The sequence below is a fragment of the Cellulomonas chengniuliangii genome (genome assembly GCF_024508335.1).
GTDB classification, from domain to species: domain Bacteria; phylum Actinomycetota; class Actinomycetes; order Actinomycetales; family Cellulomonadaceae; genus Cellulomonas_A; species Cellulomonas_A chengniuliangii.
Genome location: NZ_CP101988.1, coordinates 1,357,550 through 1,376,893 on the forward strand (window position 1 = coordinate 1,357,550; position 19,344 = coordinate 1,376,893).

Sequence of the window (19,344 nt, forward strand, 5' to 3'; positions counted from 1 at the left end):
ACGTCGGTAGCGTGAGGTCGTGAGCACAGGACGACCGGGGACCTCCCTCGCGGGGCGCCTCACACGATCAGGCTTTGAGGACGCCGCGCGCGCCGAGCGGCTGCTGCAGGACGCAGGGCTGCTGGCGCTCGTGCCCGACCCCGAGGAGACCCTCCTCGGGCCGCTGGCCGAGGTCGCCGACCCCGACCTCGCCCTGCTGACCCTCGCGAAGCTCGCGGGCGCCGTCGCCGGCAGCGCGGAGCACCGGTCGCTGCTGGCCGGGCTGCTCACCGAGCCCGGCCCCGGCCGGGACAGGCTGCTGGCCGTCGTCGGCTCGTCGGTGGCGCTCGGCGACAACCTGGCCGCCCACCCCGCCCATCTCGCCATGCTGGCCGACACCACGCCCGGCACCGGCGTCCCGGCCGAGGAGGTGCGGGCAGAGCTGCTCGAGGCCGTCGGCGCCGATCCGGCAGCGGCCGTCCCGGTCGCGGATGACGGCGGGCACCGGGCGATCGACGCGATGCGCCGCGCCTACCAGCGCCGGCTGCTGCGCATCGCCGCGACCGACCTGTGCTGCCAGGAGCCCATCTCGCAGCTGCCCGCGGTCGGCGCGGCGCTCGCGGACCTCGCCGCGGCGGCCCTCGAGGCGGCGCTGGCCATCGCGCGCGCCGACCTCGACGACCACGGCGCCGGTGTGCGCCTCGCCGTGATCGGCATGGGCAAGTGCGGAGGCCGCGAGCTCAACTACGTGAGCGACGTCGACGTCGTCTACGTCGCCGAGCCGGTGGACGGGACGTCTGAGGAGGACGCGCTGGCGACCGGCGCCCGCCTGGCCGCCGGGCTGGCCCGGGCTTGCTCGACGGCCTCCGGCGAGCCCGCGCTGTGGCCGGTGGACGCGGCGCTGCGCCCCGAGGGGAAGAACGGCCCCCTGGTGCGCACCCTCGCGAGCCACCGGGCGTACTACGAGCGGTGGGCCAAGACGTGGGAGTTCCAGGCGCTGCTCAAGGCCCGCCATATCGCCGGCGATCCCGAGCTCGGACGCGCGTACGTCCAGACCGTCAACCCGATGGTGTGGGCGGCCGTGCAGCGCGAGAACTTCGTCGAGGACTCGCAGGCGATGCGCCGCCGGGTCGAGGACAACGTCCCCGCCGCGGAGGCTGACCGGCAGCTCAAGCTCGGCAAGGGAGGCCTGCGCGACGTCGAGTTCACCGTGCAGCTGCTGCAGCTGGTGCACGGTCGCGCCGACGAGTCGATCCGCAGCCCGCACACGCTCACCGCACTCGCGGCGCTGGCCGCCGGTGGGTACGTGGGACGCGAGCACGCCGCCCAGCTGGCGGTCTGCTACCGGTTCCTGCGCGCCCTCGAGCACCGGATCCAGCTCTACCGGCTGCAGCGCACGCACCTGATGCCCACCTCGGAGACGGACCTGCGCCGCCTGGCCCGCTCGGTGGGCATGCGGGCCGACGGCGCGCAAGGGCTCACCGACCGTTGGCGCGTGGTCCGCAGGGAGGTGCGCCGGCTGCACGAGGAGCTCTTCTACCGGCCGCTCCTGCCCGCCACGGCGCAACTGTCCGCGGAGGAGGCGAGCCTCGCGCCCGAGGCCGCCCGGGCGCGCCTGGCCGCCATCGGCTACCGCGACCCCGGGGGCGCCGTGCGGCACATCGCCGCGCTGACCGAGGGAGTCTCGCGCCGCGCGGCCATCCAGCGGCAGCTGCTGCCCGTGATGCTCGGCTGGTTCGGGGACGGCGCCGATCCCGACGCCGGGCTGCTCGCGTTCCGCCGGCTCTCCGAGGAGCTCGGCACGACGCACTGGTACCTCAAGCTGCTGCGCGACTCGGGCCTCGCGGCCCAACGGCTCGCGCGGGTCCTGTCGACGTCGCGGTACGTCTCCGACGCGATGTCACGCTCGCCGGAGTCCGTCGCCTGGCTCGCCGACGACACGGAGCTGGCGCCCCGCACCCGGGAGGGCCTCACCGCGGAGGCCGACGCGATCCTCACCCGCGCCACCGAGCCGGTCCCCGCGGTGACCGCGTTGCGCGCCCTGCGCCGCCGTGAGCTGGCCCGGGCGGCGGCCGCCGACGTGCTGGGCGTGCCCACCGGCGCCCGGTCCGCGGCGAGCCTGACCGTGGCCGCCGACGTCGTCCTCGCGGGCGCGCTGCGGGTGGCGACGGCGCAGACCCGGGCCGAGCGCGGCCTCGACGAGGACCCCACCCGGCTGCTCGTGGTGGCCATGGGCCGCCTGGGCGGCCAGGAGATGGGCTACTCCTCGGACGCCGACGTGCTGTTCGTGCACGACCCGGTCCCGGGCGCCGACAGCGGGATCGCACAGGACTTCGCGCTGGCCGTCGTGACCCGCCTGCGCAAGCTGCTGGGCGAGGTCGGGCCCGAGCCCGCGCTCGAGGTGGACGCCGACCTGCGCCCCGAGGGCCGCAACGGCCCGCTCGTGCGCACGTTCGACTCGTACGCCGAGTATTACGACCGCTGGTCCTCGCCCTGGGAGAGCCAGGCCCTGCTGCGTGCCCGCACCGTCGCGGGGGACCCCGAGCTCGGCCACCGGTTCACCGCGCTCGTGAAGCCGGTGCGGTACCCCGCCGGGGGGATCGACGCCTCCGTCGAGCGCGAGATCCGGCGCATCAAGGCGAGGGTCGAGTCGGAGCGGCTGCCGCGCGGCGTCGACCCGGCCCGGCACCTGAAGCTCGGCCGCGGCGGGATCTCCGACGTCGAGTGGACGGCCCAGCTGCTCCAGCTCCAGCACGCCTACGCCGTGCCCGGGCTGCGGACCACGTCCACCCTCGACGCTCTGGCCGCCGCGGTCGGGGCGGGCCTGCTCGACGCGGCGGACGCCCAGACGCTCACGCACGCGTGGGACCTGGCCTCGCGGCTGCGGGACGCGATCGTGCTCTGGACCGGGCGGATCGGCGGCGCCCAGGCGGACGTGCTGCCGCACGACACCCAGGCGCTCGCGGGGGTGGCCAGGATCCTCGGCTACCCCTCCGGGTCGGCGGGAGAGCTCGAGGAGGAGTACCTGCGCTCGTCACGGCGCGCACGCGCGGTGGTGGAGCGGGTCTTCTACGCCTGACCTCGCCGAGTGGTCAGGTCGGTCGAGGCGGCGCCGTCGGGCGCGGTCCCAGGCCCTACGACGGGGTGGTGACCGCGCCGGGCTCCGCGTCCTGGGCTGTCGTGGGAGTCGACGGCGCCCCGGTGGACGTGGCCGACCCGCTGTCGGAGTCCTCCGCCGCGTCGGGAGCAGGTGACGCCCCCCGCTTCCGCGACCCGGACGTCTCGGCCAGCAGGTCCGAGTCCACCAGCGCGTGGCGGTGCAGGTAGGCGCCCGAGACCGCTTTGATCGTCGCGGCGACCGGGAGGGCGAGGAAGGCCCCGAGCGCCCCGAAGACGGCGCCGAAGGCCAGCACGGAGACGAACGCCACGGCGGGGTTCAGCTCCATGGTGTGCGCGGAGATCTTCGGAGCCAGCAGCAGGTTCTCGATCTGCTGGTAGACGACGATGAAGATCACCACGCCCAGCCCGGTGAGAGGGCTGACCGTGAGGCCGACGATCACTGGCAGCGCCCCGCCGATGTAGGTGCCGATCGTCGGGATGAACTGCGACACGATCCCGGAGAACGCGGCCAGCGGCACCGCGTACGGCACGCGCGCCACGGTCAGGTAGACGAACGTCACGAGCGCGGACACCGCCGCTAGGACGATCCTCGAGCTGAGGAAGTTCGACACCTGCTCCTGCGACGCGTCCCACACCCGCAGCACCTCGCGCTGGCGGTCGGGCGCCAGCAGGCTGAGGATCGACGCCTTGAAGCGTGGGCCTTGGGCGACCATGTAGAACACGACCAGCAGCACCGCCGACAGGACGAAGAGGCCCCCGAGGATCGTGCCGCCCACGCCGATCACGCCTTCGGCGACATTGGACCCCCAGCCCTCGACCAGCTGGACGAGCACCTTGTCGGTGGTGGGGAGCTCGTAGCCGAACGCGTTGAGCACGAAGTCCGTGAGCTGCCCGTAGAGCTGGGGGACGGCCTGGATGAGGTCGACGAGCTGGGCGACGAACAGCTGGCCGAACACGGTGAGGACGCCCAGGCTGGCGAGGATCGTGCCGAACATCACCAGGCCCGTGGCGAGTCCTCGCCGCATCCCGCGACGGGCCAGCCAGCGCACCGGCGGCTCCATGGCCAGGGCGATGAACCACGCGATGACGAGGATCGTGGCCACCGTGCCGAGCTGGCTGAACGCCCGCCACGCCAGGATCGCGGCGAAGACGGCGAGCACGATCATGAGCAGGGCGCGCGGCAGCCAGGCGGGCGGGCGCCGGGCATCGACGCGCTGGGCTGTGGTGGTCCTCATCGGGCGTCCCTCACAGGTCATGGCCGCACGGGCGCGGCACACACGGAAGTTACCGGATGCGGTCGTGTTCGGGGGGAGGACTGGCGGCGCCTCGCTCAGCCGTCGGAGCCGGCGCCCGCGGGATCGTCGGACGCGGGGCCGTCGGGCCCAGGGACGACGTCGGACCTGTCGTCGAGCAGCGCCGAGTCCACGAGCTCGTGGCGTCGCAGGTACGTCCCGGAGACGGCCTTGATGGTCGCGACGACCGGGAGGGACAGGAACGCCCCTAGCGCGCCGAACACCGCCCCGAACGCGATGACGGCCAGGAAGGCGACGGCGGCGTTGAGCGACATGGTCTGGGCGGCGATCCGCGGGGCGAGCAGCAGGTTCTCCACCTGCTGGTAGGCGACGATGAAGATCAGCACGCCGACCCCGGTGAGCGGGCTCACCGACAGGGCGACCGCCACCGGGAGCGCCCCGCCGATGTACGTGCCCACGGTGGGCACGAACTGCGACACGAGGCCTGTGAACGCCGCGAGCGGGAGCGCGTACGGCACCTTCGCGATGGTCAGGTACCCGAACGTCACGAGGGTCGCGATCGCCGCGAGCACGATGCGCGAGATGAGGAAGTTCGAGACCTGCTCCAGGGAGACCTCCCAGATGCGCAGCACCTCGCGCTGCCGGTCAGGCGCCAGCAGGCGGCAGATCGCGGATCGGAAGGCCGGCCCCTGCGCCACCATGTAGAACGCGACGAGCAGCACGGCCGCCAAGATGAACAACGCGCCGATGATCGTGCCGCCCACGCCGATGACGCCTTGGGCCACGTTGCTGCCCCAGCTGTCCACCAGCTGTGAGAGCAGCCTGTCGCTGGGCGGCAGGGCGTAGCCGAACGTGCGGTCGAGGAAGTCGGCGAGGTCCGCGTAGAGCGCGGGGACGTCCTCGAAGAGGTCGATCAGCTGCACGACGAACAGCTGCCCGAACACGGCCAGGATGGCGGCCGTCCCCACCAGGCCGCCGAACATCACCAGGCCCGTGGCGACCCCGCGCCGCATGCCCCGGCGTGCGAGCCACCTGACCACCGGCTCCATGGCGAGCGAGAGGAACCAGGCCACCACGATGATGGTGATGACCGTCCCGAGCTGGGTGAGGGCGCGCCACACGAGAACGCCCGCGAACACGGCGACGAGGGTCATGAGCAGCGCTCGCGGAAGCCATGCCGGGGGACGGCGGGCGTCACGGGAGGCGGTCGGACTCCTCATCGCGGTCCTTCGCAGTGGTTGGCCGTGCGGTGGCGGTTCCACCGCCATCCTGCCGGAGCGTGCCCGTGATCGCCGGAGACCGGCGCAGGCCGGGTGAAAACGGCCACTCTGGGCGGCCGGCGCGCGGAGTCGCTCACACTCCCGACGCCTCGGTCGATAGAGCAGGACAGCATGCCCGTGTGTCCCGCGACGAAAGAGCCTTCCCATGCCGTCTGTGAGCACCCCGCACGACACCGGCGCCCCGTGGGCCGCCCGACTCACCATCCGGGCGAAGATCCTGATGCTGCTCGTGTTCCTGAGCGTGGCCATCGGAGTGGTCGGCGTCATCGCGTCCTTGTCGGTCCTCGACCTCGCTGAGGGCTCGAGCGGTGACAGCGTCGACTCCGCCGGGACCACGGTCACGGTGATCGTGGCCGTCCTCGCTGTGGGGGTCGTCGTGATGTGGGGCGTCGGCCTGAGCGTGCTCCGCTCCATCCGCGCCTCGGTCACCGGCCTGTCGACCCGGCTCGAGGCCATGGCCGCGGGAGACCTGACGGTTCCGGCGCGGTCGACCCGCCAGGACGAGCTGGGTCACATGGAGTTTCTGCTCACCCGAGCGCAGGATTCCTTGCGGGCGACGCTGTCCCAGGTCGCGGCGACCGCGTCGAGCCTGGTGGGCTCGAGCGAGGAGATGTCGGTCGCGAGCGCCCAGATGGCCTCTGGCGCGGAGGAGACCAGCGCCCAGGCGGGCCGGGTGGCCGCCGCGGCCGAGCAGGTGAACGGCAACGTCCAGGCGGTCGCGACCGCGGCCGAGCAGATGGGGGCGTCGATCCGAGAGATCGGGCAGAACGCGAACGAGGCCGCGAACGTCGCCTCGCGCGCCACTGGCGTGGCGGAATCGACCAACGAGCGCGTCGCGAAGCTCGGCGCGTCCAGCCAGGAGATCGGCAACGTGGTCAAGGTGATCACCTCGATCGCGGAGCAGACGAACCTGCTGGCTCTGAACGCCACGATCGAGGCGGCGCGGGCGGGCGAGGCCGGCAAGGGGTTCGCCGTGGTCGCGGGCGAGGTCAAGGAGCTGGCCTCCGAGACGGCCCGGGCCACCGAGGACATCGCCCGCCGTGTCGAGGCCATCCAGGCCGACACCGCCGGGGCGGTGGCCGCGATCGGTGAGATCTCCGAGATCATCGCGAGCATCAACGACTACCAGACGACCATCGCCAGCGCGGTCGAGGAGCAGACCGCCACGACCAACGAGATGTCCCGGGGCATCCAGCAGGCCGCCTCGGGCTCGGGCGAGATCGCGTCGACCATCAGCAGCCTCGCCTCGGCGACGAGCGCGTCCACCTCGGCGCTCAGCCAGGTGCAGTCCTCGATCGACGAGCTGGCCCGGGTGGCCTCCGCGCTGCGTGTGAATCTGGGCGAGCTCGACTACTGAGCGGGGTCGCGACCCCGTGCAGGCATGGTGTGCTGATGCTGTGCAAGCCTTGGGCACGCTGCTTGGCGGGGCGCCCCGCGCTTGGTCGACGTCGGAGCCGCATGCCAGGGTGGCCGCCACGAGGGACGCCCGGACTCGCGGGACGCCCGCAGCCACTCGCATGAAGGGGAGTCGATGACGCAGCGCTGGGGAGCCGTGGCCGACGCCGCGGCGGTCGGAGTGTTCGGCGTGCTGTGGTACGGGATGCCTGACGTCGTGCGGACGCGCCGCGCCCGCGTGCCGGTCAAGGCGGCGCTCGTCGCGGGGTACGCGGCGTACGCCTGGGGGCGCCGCGACGTCCCCGGGGACGACCCCGTCGCCCGCGTGGCCGCCGCCGACGGCCAGCAGGGCGGAGAGCCCGCCGACGCGCCGCGCCCGCCCGCGTCCACGGGATCCACCACAGGACTCTCCGTCGTGGCGTCCGCCATCGCCGCGGGGCCGGCCGTGAGCCCGGCCGACCTCGGGCTGCCCGTGGACGCGGACGGGCGGTTCGCGCCGCGGCAGGGCAGAGCAGGGCGGATCGGCCTCGCCGTCGCCGTGGCCGGGCTGAGCGTGCTGTTCGAGAGCGCGCTGCACCGCGGCGCGATCCACCTGGGACGGCGCGGCGTCCGGTCGCCCCACACACGGGTGGGGGTCGTGATGGGCCTGGCGAGCGCGGCCTCGACCTACGCCGTGGACGCCATCGGCCAGGGCCGGCTGGCCGCGCGCTCCGGATCGGGAGACGTCCCCGCGTCCTGACTCGCAGGCGCCTGCGAGCCGACGATCGCGCTCACGGGGGCCCGTCGGCCGCGCCACCGACGTGTCGAAGCGGGTCCATGGACTCGCGCAGCACGAGGACGGGGCACGGCGCGCTCCGGATCACCGCCCGGCTCACGGCGCCCATCATCTGGCCGCGCACAGGGCCGAGACCACGCGACCCCACCACCACCAGAGCGGCGTCCCGGCCCAGCTCGACCAGCGATCGGGCGGGATCGTCGTCCATCAGCGTGAGTCGCACCTCGAGGGCCGGGTGCTCTGCGCCGATCAGCGCCGCGACCGAGCGCGCCCCGTCATGGCAGGGGTCAGCGGGGTCTCCCAGCCGGGGCGCCGATCCGCGGCGCGGGCGTGGGCCGGGCGCGGAGGCGCGTGCGTGCGCGAGCAGCAGGGGGACGCCCCGCCGAAGCGCCGAGGCGGCGGCGGTGCGGGCCGCCGCGACCGATGCGGGCGAGCCGTCCACCCCCACCACGACGGGCGTCCAGGCGCTCGGGGCGGTGACGCCCATGGCGGGGACCACGGCCACCGGGCAGTGCCCGCTCCGGGCGAGAAAGGCGCTGTTCGCCCCGGGCCCTGGCCGTCCCAGCACCCCCCGCGCGCCCACCACCAGCATCCGCGCGTCGTGGCTCAGCACGCACAGCGACGCCAGCAGAGGACCGCGCAGCACCCGTGCCGAGACACGCAGGCCAGGGTGCAGCAGCGACACCTCGGCACGCGTGCGCTCGAGGAACGCCGTGGTGTCGTCCTTGGGGACGTACCCGCCCATCGCGCCGGGGACGCAGGCGTACGCCCAGGCGATCGACCGGTGTGGCTCGTGCGGGGCACGCGCCAGCACCAGCGGCGCGCCCGCCCGCAGCGCCTCCTCGACACCGAACTGCAGCGTGCTGGCGCTGTGCGGCGTCCCGTCCAGAGCGACGACGATGGGGCCTTCGGCGAACATGACCATCACCTCATCGGGACGACGATCAGGTCAGGGTACGGACCCGGGGAGGGCACGGCCGGGCACGAAGGTCCCGACCGTCCCCGACGCGCGCGACGACGGCGGGCGGTGTGAGATCGGGGGATGGCCTGGGAGGTGCGCCCTGTGACGCCCGACCGGTTCGACGACTTCGCCGACGTGACGAACCCGAACCGGCGCGCGGACGCGTGCTGGTGCTTGTCGCACCGCCTGGGCGCCCGCGAGATCGAGGAGCTCGGCGCAGGAGACCGCGAGCAGGCCATGCGCCGCCTGTGCGAGAGGGCCGACCCGCCGGGAGTGGTCGCGTACCTCGACGGGGAGCCCGTGGGCTGGTGCAACATCGGCGCCCGCGCCGACATCCCCCGCCTGGTCCACTCGCGGGTCATCCGACCGATCGACGACGTGCCGGTGTGGAGCATCGTGTGCGTGGTCGTGCGCGCGGGCCATCGCCGGCAGGGCGTCACGACCCCGCTGATCCAGGGCGCCGTCGACTACGCGTCGTCCCGGGGCGCCCCGGCCGTGGAGGCGTACCCGGTGGACCCCGAGGGGCGCATGGACACGACCATGGCGTTCGTCGGCACGAGGCCCATGTTCGAGAAGGCCGGGTTCCGGGTGGTCGGGGCCACCGACGCGCTCGCCAGCAGGATGCCGCGGATCGTCATGCGCCGGACCCTCTGAGCGGCGCCCGCGCCGCCGGGAGCACAGCCCTGAAGTGGCGAGATCTGGGGATGCGCATAGTGTCGTGGCAGGTCAGGAAGCGGCTGTGCCGGAAGGGCGGCGCCGGGCCTCTGGTTCCCGAGCGCCATCCGTGAAGGCGCCGACATCCGGCGCGTCACGGGGGAGGCAGCCGCGCGGATCGGCACCGGAGGGACACGACCATGGCTGAGGAATCACGGCATTCGGACGAACGCGCAGGGCACGGGGCAGAGCACGGGCGCCGGGCGGCGGGACCGCGACCCGAGGGGCCGCCCGCCTCGCCGCCGGCTCCGGACGACCCGCGCAAGCCCGCGTCCCCGCCCGACATGCACAAGCCCTCGTGGGCCCACGCCATGCGCACCACCGTGAGGCAGTTCTCGCGGGACCAGTGCCAGGACGCCGCCGCCGCGCTCACCTACTACGCGGTCCTCGCATCGGCGCCCGCGCTGCTCGCGCTGGTCTCGCTGCTGGGGCTGCTGGGCGACAGCGAGAAGATCGTCGAGGACGTGATGGGCGTCGCGGAGTCGGTCGTCCCGGCGGACGCGATGGCCACCCTGGAGCCCCTCATCGAGCAGGTGGCCGGCAAGGGGGAGAACGCAGGGCTCGCGTTGATCATCGGCCTGGCCCTAGCGCTGTGGTCCGCGTCGGGATACGTCGGCGCCTTCGGCCGTGCGATGAACCGCATCTACCAGGTGGACGAGGGCAGGCCGATCTGGAAGCTGCGCCCCGTGATGCTCGTGGTGACCGCCGTCGTGGTGGTGCTCGCGGCGCTCGTCGCGGCCGCGCTGGTGCTCACCGGCCCGGTCGCGACGGCGATCGGGGAGGCGGCGGGATTCGGTCCGACGGCGCTGACCGTGTGGAACATCGCCAAGTGGCCGGTGGCGCTGGCCCTGGTCGTGGTCATCGTCGCGCTGCTGTACTACGCGACGCCCAACGTGCGTCAGCCCAGGTTCCGGTGGATCAGCGTCGGAGCCGTCGTGGCGATCCTCATCTGGGTGATCGCCTCGGCCGCCTTCGGGTTCTACGTGGCCCGTTTCGGCTCGTACGACGCGACGTACGGGGCGCTCGGCGGGGTGATCGTCTTCCTCCTCTGGCTGTGGATCACCAATCTGGCGCTCCTCCTGGGGGCCGAGCTCGACGCCGAGCTGGAGAGGGGACGCGAGCTGCAGGGCGGCATCGCCGCCGAGGAGTCGCTGCAGCTGCCCCCACGGGACACGCGCGCGAGCGAGAAGCGGCAGAAGAAGCTCCAGCAAGACGTCGACCGAGGACGCGAGATCCGCCTGGGCGCCGTGGGAGCGGCCGAGGGCAAGGGCGCCGAGCGAGGCGACGCGCACTGACCAGGCCCTCGCGCCGCGAGGGCTGAGACGCCGACGGAAGGACCGCCCATGCGAGCGCTGACCTGGCAAGGCAAGGAGAACGTGGCCGTCGAGGACGTGCCCGACCCCCGGATCGAGGAGCCCACCGACGCCATCATCCGGGTGACGTCGACGGCGGTCTGCGGGTCGGACCTGCACCTGTACTCGGTGCTCGGGATGTACCTCGACGCCGGAGACGTGCTCGGGCACGAGGCCATGGGGGTCGTCGAGGAGGTCGGTCCCGGCGCCACGAGGCTGAAGCCGGGGGACAGGGTCGTCGTCCCGTTCGGCATCGCCTGCGGCTCCTGCTGGATGTGCGTCCGCGGCCTGCAATCCCAGTGCGAGACGACGCAGGTGCGCTCCCAGGACAAGGGCGCCGCGCTCTTCGGCTACACCAAGCTGTACGGGCAGGTGCCCGGCGGCCAGGCGGAGTACCTGCGCGTGCCGCAGGCGCATTACGGCCCGGTGGTGGTGCCCGAGGACGGCCCCGACGAGCAGTACCTCTACCTCTCCGACGTCTTGCCCACCGCATGGCAGGCCGTCGAGTACGCGGACGTCCCCGAGGGCGGGACCGTCGTCGTGGTGGGACTCGGGCCGATCGGCCAGATGGCCGCGCGCGTCGCGCGCCACCGTGGAGCAGGCACGGTGATCGGCCTCGACCTGGTGCGCGACAGGTTGGAGATGGCCAGGCGGCACGGCATCGAGGTCGTGGACGTGACCGGGCTCGACGACGTGGCGGGGGCGGTCAGGGAGCTCACCGGCGGCCGTGGCGCCGACAGCGTCATCGACGCCGTGGGCATGGAGGCCCACGGGTCGCCCGGCGCAGCCTTCGTCCAGCGCGCCGCGGGCCTGCTCCCCGACGCGCTCGCGGGCGCCGCCATGGAGAAGGCGGGAGTGGACCGTCTCGCGGCGCTGCTGTCCGCGATCGGGCTCGTGCGGCGTGGGGGGACGCTGTCGATCTCCGGCGTGTACGGCGGGGCGAAGGACCCGCTGCCGATGATGGAGCTGTTCGACAAGCAGGTGACCCTGCGGATGGGCCAGGCGAATGTCCGCCGCTGGATCGACGACCTCCTGCCGCTCGTCACGGACGGCGCAGACCCGCTCGGGGTGCTGGACCTGCGTACGCACCGTCTGCCGCTCGAGGACGCCCCGCGCGCCTACGACATGTTCCAGAAGAAGGAGGACGGCTGCGTCAAGGTGGTGCTGGACCCGACGGTCCCCGATGCTCCCACGTCCACGCGGGATGCGGGCGCGGTCGCCCCGGCTTAGCGTCGGTGGTGGCGGAGGGGAGATCACCAAGGGATGCGCGGAGCGTCCACCGCTCGTCGATGGCGACGGTGGCGACCGGACCCTCCCGCAGCGATTCACCGCCGCTGACCACCCAGCGACCGGTGCTGCCACCGGTCACGAGCGAGAAGAGGTAGAGCCATGGCGACAGGCGAGACCGGATTCGACGACGTGACCTTCGACTTGATCTCCCTGCAGTACCACTCCTTGAAGGCTGGGCACGACTACGGCCAGTACGTCCGTGACGCGCGCAACGCCGGCAAGGAGGACATCGCGGCCTTCTTCGAGTCCGTGATGGCCGAGGACTCCCAGCGGGCGCAGAAGTGCCACGAGTTCCTGTCCGAGCTCACCAAGGACGGGACCTCGGCCACTGCGCCGCAGGCGTGACCGCACGATCGTGACGGCCTCGGCCTCAGCCCCGACGGCGGGGCGAGGCCGAGGCCGGGCCACCGCCTTGCATCAGCGCGCCGCGCCCTGCGGGAGGGGTTCGGCGGCCTCGGGCAGGCGCCGCTCCGCGGGACGTGTCAGGACGTGCTCCCGGATCCACCGCTCTGAGTGCGCCGCGCAGCGCAGCCGGGAGCCGGAGTAGCGGATCCCGCCGGCCAGCCGGTGGGCGACTGCGCCCCAGGAGCAGACCGCTCGCTCCACCACCCATGCCGGTGTGAACAGGACGCACGCGCCGGGGAACTCGCGGCGCCCACCGGCGCGTGCGCGGCCCCGCTCGGCGACCAGTGCCGCGAGCGCCGACAGCGCGACCATCCGTGACGGGCGTCGGGCCGCCCAGGCGAGCACGGGGAGCAGGGCCAGCTCGACTGCGAGCCGCGCGGGCTGGGCTTGGCTGTCGTAGGCCTGCCGCACACGCTGGGAGAGGAAGCGCTCGGTGGTGGGCGGGTGGCGGGCCACGAAGAGGTCGAGGGCGCGGTGCTCGCGTCCTCCGGCGGCTCGGACGGTCCGCACCAGCTCGAGGTTCTCGAAGAGGACGTGCGTGTCGTAGCCGCACGGGAGCGCCCGCCGGCGGAGGCCCAGCGTCCCGGGGTAGTCGCCGCCGCCCGCACGGTTGACGAGAGCACGCGCGGTGTCCCATCGCGCGTGCCAGGGCAGGGGGTGGAAGGTGTTCTGGGGCCGGACCAGGTCGGCGTCCTGGAGCAGGCCGAGGATGCGCCTCAGCCCTGCCTCGTCGTACCGCACATCGTCGTCGGCGATGACGACCAGCGGCGCCGTGGTGGCCCGCAGGCCCTCCATGACGGCCACCGCCTTGCCGTTCTCGCCGGGGAGCGGCGATCGCGGCGCCAGGTGCGTGACGAGGCCGCCCCAGAGGGCGCGGTGCCGGCTGAAGACGTGGTCGGGCGATCCATCGACCACCACCACCTCGATCCAGCGGGATAGGCGGCTCAGGTACCTGGTGACCTCCCCGTCGTCGGGGTGCTCCCAGCGAAGAGGCAGCAGGTAGACGGCGTGGTCACTCGCGGAGGGGCGTGCGGTCACGGGTGCTCCTCAGCAGGCTCGCTGCTTCTGAATGCGGGGAGCGGGGCGCCGAGCAGCGTGTGGACGCCGGGCGACGCGTGCGCCAAACGGCGCGCCGGCGGCCGACGCGTCGGTGTCCACGGTGCCCTCCGGCGGTCGTCACCGCATCCGCAGGCGCGGCGTCCTTGCGCGACGCGGGGCGGCTCTCGCCGAGACGGTTCTATGCGCCACGCGTATACACACTGTGTATAGTCGTCAACATGTCAGTTGGACTCACACTTCTCGGCCTGCTCCAGCAGGGCCCGCGCCACGGCTACGACCTCAAGCGCGAATACGACGAGCGGTTCGGCCACGAACGGCCGCTCCACTACGGGCAGGTGTACTCAACCCTCGCCCGGCTGCTCAAGAACGGCTATGTCGAGGTCGAGGCGGAACCCGGTGACGGCCCCGATCGCAAGCGGTACGCGATCACCTCCGCCGGCGTCAGCGACGTCGCCTCCTGGCTGGACCAGCCCGAGAAGCCGGAGACGTACCTCCACAGCACCCTGTTCACCAAGGTGGTCCTGGCACTCCTCACCGGGCACGACCCCAAGGACGTGCTCGACACGCAGCGGGCCGCGCACCTCCAAGTCATGCGCGTGCTGACCCGCCGCAAGGCCGAGGGGGACCTCATCGACCAGTTGGTCTGCGACCACGCCCTGTTCCACCTCGAAGCAGACCTGCGGTGGCTCGAGCTGACCGCAGCACGCCTGGAGGACATCGCCAGCACGGTCCGTCCTTCCGCATGACCCGCCCATCAGCCGAGCAGCCAGACCGCCGCCCCGAGCTCGGGGCCGTCGCTGCATCACACCAGGGAGAGACCATGCACGATGCGCCGTTGATGACCGCCCGCGACCTGCACAAGCGATTCGGCGAGACGCAGGCCCTCGACTCCGCGTCGGTGGACCTGCACGCCGGGGAGGTCCTGGCGCTGATGGGGCCGTCCGGCTCCGGCAAGTCGACCCTGCTGCACTGCCTCGCGGGGATAGTCGCCCCAGACGCGGGCAGCATCATCTACGACGGCCGGGACCTCGCGCAGATGTCGGACGTCGAGCGCAGCGCCCTGCGGCGCTCGGAGTTCGGCTTCGTGTTCCAGTTCGGCCAGCTCGTGCCCGAGCTGACGTGCCTTGAGAACGTCGCGCTGCCGTTGCGGTTGGCCGGCGTCGGCCGTCGGGCCGCGGAGAAGTCAGCCGCTGAGTGGTTGCGGCGCCTGGAGGTCGCCGACGTCGCGGACAAGCGCCCTGGGCAGGCGTCGGGCGGGCAGGGCCAGCGGGTCGCCGTGGCGCGCGCGCTGGTCACCAGCCCGAGGGTCGTCTTCGCCGACGAGCCCACCGGCGCGCTGGACTCGCTGAACGGCGAGCGGGTCATGCAGCTCCTGATCGCGGCGGCTCGCGACACCGGCGCCGCGGTCGTCCTGGTCACGCACGAGGCCCGGATCGCGGCGTACTCGGACCGCGAGGCCGTGGTCCGTGACGGGCGCGTGCGCGAGCAGGAGTTCGCGCGATGACGGCCATGGCTCCCGTCCGGACGAACGCCCCCACGGCCCCACCACGACGACGCAGGGGGGCGCCGTGGTGGAGGGACATCATCCTCGGTGTCCGGCTGAGCGTCGGGGGAGGGCGGGCAGGGTGGTCCCGGCTCGCCCTGATCGCCGGGGGAGTGGGCGTCGGGGTGGCCGTGCTGCTCGTCGCCACCGCCATCCCCTCGGCGATGAGCGCCCGCGAGGGGCGCATGGCTGATCGCCACCCGGTCTCCCAGATGGTCGGCGAGTCCACCCCGACGGACAGCTCTGTGATCATCCAGGCCATCCGGTCCGACTTCCGCGCGAGCGCCATCGAGGGCCGGCTGATCCAGCCCGAGGGCGGCGACCCCGTGCTCCCGCCGGGCGTCGACCGGATTCCCGCCCCGGGAGAGATCCTGCTCTCGCCTGCGCTGGCCCGGCTGATGGACTCGGAGGACGGCGAGGCGCTGCGGGGCCGGTGGAGCGACGACATCGTCGGCGAGATCGGCGAGGAGGGCTTGTCGGGGCCGAAGGAGCTCACCTTCTACCTCGGGGCGGACGGCCTCGAGAAGAAGGAGTTCGCAGACCGCGTCACCGCGTTCGGGGGAGCGCAGCCGGGCGCGGGCGCGGAGGCCGCGTGGCTTGTGCTCGGCATGCTCGCCGCAGTGGTGGTGCTGATGCCCGTGGTGATCTTCATCATCACGGCGATCCGGGTCGGCGGCGAGGCGCGCGACCGACGGCTCGCCGCGGTGCGGCTGGTTGGCGCGGACGTCGGCATGACCCGGCGGATCGCCGCGGGCGAGACCCTCGCGGGGGCCGTCCTCGGGCTGCTGGGCGGCGGGGCGCTGTTCGCCTTCGTGGCGCGGTTCATCCACCAAGTGGTCCCCGCCGAGTTGAGCTTCTTCCCCGGCGAGTTCCGCCCGGTGCCGCTCTACGCGGCGCTGGTTCTCATCCTCGTTCCGGTCGCGTCCGTGCTGGTGACGGTCTCGGCGATGCAACGCGTCGTGGTCGAGCCGCTCGGCGTCGTGCGGCGCGGCGTCGCCCGGTCGCGCCGCCTGTGGTGGCGCCTCCCGCTCATCGTCGTCGGGCTCGGCCTGATCGCCGTCCCCTGGTCCAGCAGGGGATCCGACGACGGGGGAGGAAATGTGGCCATGGCCGCCCTCGCGGCCGGGCTCGTCTCCCTGTTCACGGGGGTCGTGCTCATCCTTCCGTGGCTCGTGGAGGCGACGGTCCGGCGTATGCGGCCCGGCGGCGTCGCGCGCCAGCTCGCCGTGCGACGTCTCCAGCTCGAGAGCGGCACGGCCTCCCGCGCCGTCTCCGGGATCGCCGTCTCGGTCGCCGGCCTCATCGCCCTCCACGGGGCGTTCGGGGCGGTCGGCCAGCAGCTCAGCGAGGGCGAGAGCCCGTGGACGGAGGTCACCGGCGCCCAGGAGGGATGGGTCGAGGACCTGCCGGCTGTGCAGGACGCCCACCCCGTCGTCAATGCCTGGGGGCCAGTTCGGGTGGTGATCGGCTCGTGCGCCGTCCTGACGCACTGGGCGCCGGTGGACTCGTGCCAGGACGGTGACGTCTTCACCATCGAGCGGGACGACTCCCCGGCGCTGGCGGCGGGAGACACGGTCGAGCTCAGCGGCGCCGACGAGGGCACGGACGTGCGGTGGGCCCTGCCCAGCACCACCCGTGCCGTGGCGTCGACCGACTGGTGGGGGCCGCAGGTGCTCGCGACGCCCGGCGCCGTCGATGGCCTCGCGATCGACAGGTCCGACGTCGACCTGTTGGTGGCGCTCGACCCATCCGTGCCCGACGCGATCGACCACCTGCGCACCGCGGTGTCCCAGCACAGCGTCACCGCGCGCGTCGAGTCAGGGTCCGCGCGGTACGAGGGGGCGATGAGCACCGCGCAGCAGGTGCTGATGGGCGTCAGCATCGCCATCCTGGTCATGATCGGGGCGAGTCTGCTGGTGAACATGCTCGAACAGCTGCGCGAGCGGCGACAGCTGCTCGCGGTGCTGCTCGCCTTCGGGACGCGTCGCAGCACGTTGAGCGGCTCGGTGCTCTACCAGGTCGCGATCCCGGTGGTGCTGGGGGTGGCCCTGGCGGTGATCACCGGCACCGGCATCTCGATGATCCTCCAGTCCGTGCTCGAGACGCCGGTCCAGGTGGACGTGGGCGGCATCGCGGCCACAGCGGGGGTGGGCGTGGCCGTGGTGCTGCTGGCCACCGCCGCCACGCTTCCTTTGCTGTGGCGGCTGACCAGCGCGGCGGGCCTGCGCACCGAGTGACGCGCAGTGCTAGGTGAACACCGCCGCACCGGCCTGCTTCCAGAGCAGGCCGGTGCGGCGTCTCGCGTGGTCCAGCTTTCGCTGGTGGACGTCAGTAGGTGAAGGTGTCGACCTGGGAGCGCAGGTCGGAGGACATGCGGGCGAGCTCGTCCACGGCGGCGCCCATCTGGCTGACGACGGCGGCGTTCGACTCGGCCGCGGAGGCGACGCCGGTGATGTTCGCGGCGATCTCCCCTGAACCGGAGGCCGCCTCGCCCACTCCGCGCGACATCTCGTTCGTGGTGGCGGTTTGCTCCTCGACCGCGGAGGCGATGGTGAGCTGGAAGTCGTTGATGGTCGCAATGATCTGGGAGATCTCGCCGATGGCGTCGACCGCGCCCGCGGTGTCGGCTTGGATGGCCTCGACGCGGCGGGCGATGTCCTCGGTGGCCCGGGCGGTCTCGGAGGCCAGCTCCTTGACCTCGCCGGCCACGACGGCGAACCCCTTGCCGGCCTCGCCGGCGCGGGCGGCCTCGATCGTCGCGTTGAGGGCCAGCAGGTTGGTCTGCTCGGCGATCGACGTGATGACCTTGACGACGTTGCCGATCTCCTCGGAGGACGTGCCGAGCTTCGCGACCCGCTCGTTCGTTGACGCGGCGACCCCGGTGGCCCGCTCGGCCACGCGTGCCGCCTCGTTCGCGTTCAGGGCGATCTCCCGGATCGAGGCGCCCATCTGCTCGGAGCCCGCCGCCACGGCCTGGACGCTGCGGTTGACCTGCTCGGCGGCCGCGGCCACCACCCCGGCCTGCACGCTGGTCTCCTGCGACCCGGCGGCCACCTGCACGTTCGCAGCAGACAGCTCCTCTGCCGACGCGGCCACCGCGTCTGCCGTTCCGGCGACGCCCCCGATGAGGTTGCGCAGCGAGTCCTGCGCCTCGCCCAAGCCACGTGCCATGTCCCCGAGCTCGTCGCGCGAGCGGACGACAGGGCGCACCGTCAGGTCACCGCGAGCCAGGGCGTCGACGGAGCGCTTCACCTCGGTCACCGAGCGGCGGATCCCGATGCTCAGCCATGCGCCCACCGCCGCGGCGACCAGCATGCCAGTCACGGCGACGAGCATCCCGAGCATCGTCGCTCTGGCGGCCTCGGACTCCGCTTCCTCCGCCATGGCGTTCATCGCCTCGGTGACCTCGGCCTCCACCTCAGTCAGGCTGGCGACCATCGCAGTTCCCTGCTCACCCATGCCGCCGCTCCGGAGCTTGAGGAAAGCGGCCGAGTCGGCGTTCCGGGCGGCGTCGAACGCGTCGCTCTCGACGGCGGCGCGGTACTCGCTGAGCGACGACGTGAACGCTGCCCAACTGGCGGGCTCGCCACCCATGTGCGAGTCGAACTCCGCCAAGAACACCACGCCAGCGTCATCGACTGTGTCGAACGCGCCGCTGACAGTCGACATCTGCGCGGTTGCCCCGTTCTTCCCGACGACGACCAGGTACGGAATCTGCATGCGGGTGTTCCACAGCGCGTCCTTGAGGCCGGTCAGCGACGCGGCGACCGTGGACTGCGTGTCCGCCAGCTCGGAGGACGCGTCCGCGACGGTCCTGAGCGACTTCGTGGAGTAGGCGCTCAACCCGCCTGTCAGCGCCATGGCCAGGCCCACCAGGGCGCCGATCTTCATGCCGACCGTGAACCTCCGCCCGCCGGGCGCGCTCGCGGCGCCAGCGTCAGCGGCTCCCGCCTGCGTACCACTGGACCCTGACATCGCCGACGACTCCGCAAGCACCACTCGACTTCTCCCCACGCGCTCCGGGCCGCGGGACGCTCCCGGTGGCCACGCAGATCCCATCGGCCGTCAACGGATAGTGGGGACGGAAACATGGTGTGATCCACATCATGCGTGGGGCATCTCATTGCGCGTGTTTGACCTAGGTTGTCGCTTAGTCACCCTCGTCGGCCTTCCCGCCCACCCTCTGCGTTGGGGGGCAGCCGAGACCCCGACGAGCCT

15 protein-coding genes are annotated in these 19,344 nt (G+C 72.9%); 10 read left to right on the forward strand and 5 right to left on the reverse strand.

Features of this window, described 5'->3' with window-relative positions; all coding sequences use genetic code 11:
* The first annotated feature begins 19 nt into the window (after positions 1–19).
* The gene (locus tag NP064_RS06305; RefSeq protein ID WP_227568771.1) at positions 20–3,058 is read left to right on the forward strand and encodes a bifunctional [glutamine synthetase] adenylyltransferase/[glutamine synthetase]-adenylyl-L-tyrosine phosphorylase; all 3,039 of its coding nucleotides are present in this window, start codon (positions 20–22) and stop codon (positions 3,056–3,058) included.
* Between the two features lie 55 nt (positions 3,059–3,113).
* Here NP064_RS06305 and NP064_RS06310 read toward each other — a convergent pair whose 3' ends face one another.
* Both NP064_RS06310 and NP064_RS06315 read right to left on the reverse strand, forming a co-directional pair.
* Positions 3,114–4,334, reverse strand: coding sequence for an AI-2E family transporter (locus NP064_RS06310; protein ID WP_227568772.1), 1,221 nt, complete (start codon positions 4,332–4,334; stop codon positions 3,114–3,116).
* A 95-nt stretch (positions 4,335–4,429) separates the two neighbouring features.
* Entirely contained in the window at positions 4,430–5,572 is a 1,143-nt protein-coding gene (locus tag NP064_RS06315) for an AI-2E family transporter (protein ID WP_227568773.1), read from the reverse strand.
* 214 nt (positions 5,573–5,786) lie between these two features.
* Between NP064_RS06315 and NP064_RS06320 the strand changes: the two genes are divergently transcribed.
* Together NP064_RS06320 and NP064_RS06325 are read left to right on the forward strand one after the other, a co-directional pair.
* A complete protein-coding gene (locus NP064_RS06320; protein ID WP_227568774.1) occupies positions 5,787–6,989 on the forward strand; it encodes a methyl-accepting chemotaxis protein in 1,203 nt (400 codons plus the stop codon).
* A gap of 174 nt (positions 6,990–7,163) precedes the next feature.
* Positions 7,164–7,766 carry a hypothetical protein gene (locus NP064_RS06325; protein WP_227568775.1) on the forward strand — a complete coding sequence of 201 codons (603 nt, stop codon included), beginning with the start codon at positions 7,164–7,166 and terminating at the stop codon, positions 7,764–7,766.
* A gap of 31 nt (positions 7,767–7,797) precedes the next feature.
* On the opposite strand, the gene NP064_RS06330 is transcribed toward NP064_RS06325, so the two are convergent.
* On the reverse strand, positions 7,798–8,721 hold the full coding sequence (locus NP064_RS06330; RefSeq protein WP_227568776.1) for a universal stress protein: 924 nt from the start codon (positions 8,719–8,721) through the stop codon (positions 7,798–7,800).
* Positions 8,722–8,865: 144 nt separating this feature from the next.
* Between NP064_RS06330 and NP064_RS06335 the strand changes: the two genes are divergently transcribed.
* The 4 genes from NP064_RS06335 to NP064_RS06350 all read left to right on the forward strand — a co-directional run bounded on the left by NP064_RS06335 (position 8,866) and on the right by NP064_RS06350 (position 12,464).
* The gene (locus NP064_RS06335) at positions 8,866–9,417 is read left to right on the forward strand and encodes a GNAT family N-acetyltransferase (RefSeq protein WP_227568777.1); all 552 of its coding nucleotides are present in this window, start codon (positions 8,866–8,868) and stop codon (positions 9,415–9,417) included.
* Between the two features lie 371 nt (positions 9,418–9,788).
* A complete protein-coding gene (locus NP064_RS06340; RefSeq protein WP_227568778.1) occupies positions 9,789–10,772 on the forward strand; it encodes a YihY/virulence factor BrkB family protein in 984 nt (327 codons plus the stop codon).
* A gap of 48 nt (positions 10,773–10,820) precedes the next feature.
* Positions 10,821–12,059: a zinc-dependent alcohol dehydrogenase gene (locus NP064_RS06345; protein WP_227568779.1), complete on the forward strand. Its 1,239-nt coding sequence runs from the start codon at positions 10,821–10,823 to the stop codon at positions 12,057–12,059.
* 159 nt (positions 12,060–12,218) lie between these two features.
* The gene (locus NP064_RS06350; protein ID WP_227568780.1) at positions 12,219–12,464 is read left to right on the forward strand and encodes an acyl carrier protein; all 246 of its coding nucleotides are present in this window, start codon (positions 12,219–12,221) and stop codon (positions 12,462–12,464) included.
* A gap of 72 nt (positions 12,465–12,536) precedes the next feature.
* On the opposite strand, the gene NP064_RS06355 is transcribed toward NP064_RS06350, so the two are convergent.
* Positions 12,537–13,562, reverse strand: coding sequence for a glycosyltransferase family 2 protein (locus NP064_RS06355; RefSeq protein ID WP_227568781.1), 1,026 nt, complete (start codon positions 13,560–13,562; stop codon positions 12,537–12,539).
* Between the two features lie 239 nt (positions 13,563–13,801).
* Between NP064_RS06355 and NP064_RS06360 the strand changes: the two genes are divergently transcribed.
* The 3 genes from NP064_RS06360 (at position 13,802) to NP064_RS06370 (ending at position 17,363) form a co-directional block, all read left to right on the forward strand.
* Entirely contained in the window at positions 13,802–14,329 is a 528-nt protein-coding gene (locus NP064_RS06360) for a PadR family transcriptional regulator (RefSeq protein ID WP_227568782.1), read from the forward strand.
* 74 nt (positions 14,330–14,403) lie between these two features.
* Positions 14,404–15,087, forward strand: a complete 684-nt coding sequence (locus NP064_RS06365; RefSeq protein WP_227568783.1) for an ABC transporter ATP-binding protein — start codon at positions 14,404–14,406, stop codon at positions 15,085–15,087.
* Positions 15,084–17,363, forward strand: coding sequence for an FtsX-like permease family protein (locus tag NP064_RS06370; protein ID WP_227568784.1), 2,280 nt, complete (start codon positions 15,084–15,086; stop codon positions 17,361–17,363). Before NP064_RS06365 ends, NP064_RS06370 begins: the two co-directional genes overlap by 4 nt.
* Before the next feature lie 91 nt (positions 17,364–17,454).
* Here NP064_RS06370 and NP064_RS06375 read toward each other — a convergent pair whose 3' ends face one another.
* Positions 17,455–19,017 (reverse strand): methyl-accepting chemotaxis protein, encoded by a 1,563-nt coding sequence (locus NP064_RS06375; RefSeq protein WP_227568785.1) that lies wholly within the window; start codon positions 19,015–19,017, stop codon positions 17,455–17,457.
* Positions 19,018–19,344: the final 327 nt, after the last annotated feature.

Excerpts from the sequence above, each read along its gene's own strand:
- NP064_RS06315 (WP_227568773.1), bottom strand. The coding sequence starts at position 5,572 with ATGAGGAGTCCGACCGCCTCCCGTGACGCCCGCCGTCCCCCGGCATGG.
- NP064_RS06350 (WP_227568780.1), top strand. The coding sequence starts at position 12,219 with ATGGCGACAGGCGAGACCGGATTCGACGACGTGACCTTCGACTTGATC.
- NP064_RS06330 (WP_227568776.1), bottom strand. The coding sequence starts at position 8,721 with ATGTTCGCCGAAGGCCCCATCGTCGTCGCTCTGGACGGGACGCCGCAC.
- NP064_RS06325 (WP_227568775.1), top strand. The coding sequence starts at position 7,164 with ATGACGCAGCGCTGGGGAGCCGTGGCCGACGCCGCGGCGGTCGGAGTG.
- NP064_RS06340 (WP_227568778.1), top strand. The coding sequence starts at position 9,789 with ATGCGCACCACCGTGAGGCAGTTCTCGCGGGACCAGTGCCAGGACGCC.
- NP064_RS06370 (WP_227568784.1), top strand. The coding sequence starts at position 15,084 with ATGACGGCCATGGCTCCCGTCCGGACGAACGCCCCCACGGCCCCACCA.
- NP064_RS06360 (WP_227568782.1), top strand. The coding sequence starts at position 13,802 with ATGTCAGTTGGACTCACACTTCTCGGCCTGCTCCAGCAGGGCCCGCGC.
- NP064_RS06365 (WP_227568783.1), top strand. The coding sequence starts at position 14,404 with ATGCACGATGCGCCGTTGATGACCGCCCGCGACCTGCACAAGCGATTC.
- NP064_RS06345 (WP_227568779.1), top strand. The coding sequence starts at position 10,821 with ATGCGAGCGCTGACCTGGCAAGGCAAGGAGAACGTGGCCGTCGAGGAC.
- NP064_RS06375 (WP_227568785.1), bottom strand. The coding sequence starts at position 19,017 with ATGAAGATCGGCGCCCTGGTGGGCCTGGCCATGGCGCTGACAGGCGGG.
- NP064_RS06310 (WP_227568772.1), bottom strand. The coding sequence starts at position 4,334 with ATGAGGACCACCACAGCCCAGCGCGTCGATGCCCGGCGCCCGCCCGCC.